Source organism: Massilia sp. 05N420, from assembly GCF_056397205.1.
The window spans coordinates 1-501 of record NZ_JBFTMX010000154.1 but is presented as its reverse complement, the minus strand read 5'-3'; the positions used below and the strand labels follow the sequence as shown (position 1 = coordinate 501).

The window sequence follows — 501 nt, the reverse complement described above, 5'->3', positions numbered from 1 at the left end:
CGCAGACGCAGGATCCGTCGATCGTCTTCCTGCGTAGTCAGGCACATCACCCGCGCGCCCGCAAGTTGCGGTTCGGCTGGGGCGAGGCGGTTGCCAAGGATACGGCCTGCGTCGATCTCAGCGGCTGGCATGAGGACTCGCTCAGCAGCGACGGGATCCGCGAACTGGCTTCGGCAATCTCGAAGAAACTGCAGTCAGCAGATCAGAAATGACCCGCAACCCGTTGAAACGGAGCGACATCATGGGAGAAGACAGACCGCTGAGGATCGGCGTTCTGGCCGGAAGCAAGGACGGGTTGGAAAGCTGGCAGTTGGCCGTGCTCGACCGGATCAAGGCCGACAGCCGTTTCGTGCTCGAGACCGTCATCGTCCACGATCGTCCCGACGGCACGACGAGGGCATCGCGCCTGTTCCGGCTGCAATGGCAAATCGAGAACCGGCTTTTTGCCCGCCAGCCCGCCTATCTGCCCGGCAGCTTCCAGGCTGCCGAGCAGCGCTTCGA

General features: G+C 63.3%; 2 protein-coding genes. Both read left to right on the top strand.

Annotated elements, in window-relative coordinates; all coding sequences use genetic code 11:
• Positions 1–212, top strand: a 212-nt coding sequence (locus AC1DIX_RS27745) for a hypothetical protein (protein WP_477328557.1), incomplete at its 5' end; no start/stop codon positions are given.
• On the top strand, positions 209–501 hold a 293-nt coding region (locus AC1DIX_RS27740), incomplete at its 3' end, for a hypothetical protein (RefSeq protein ID WP_477328555.1). The genes AC1DIX_RS27745 and AC1DIX_RS27740, both read left to right, overlap by 4 nt.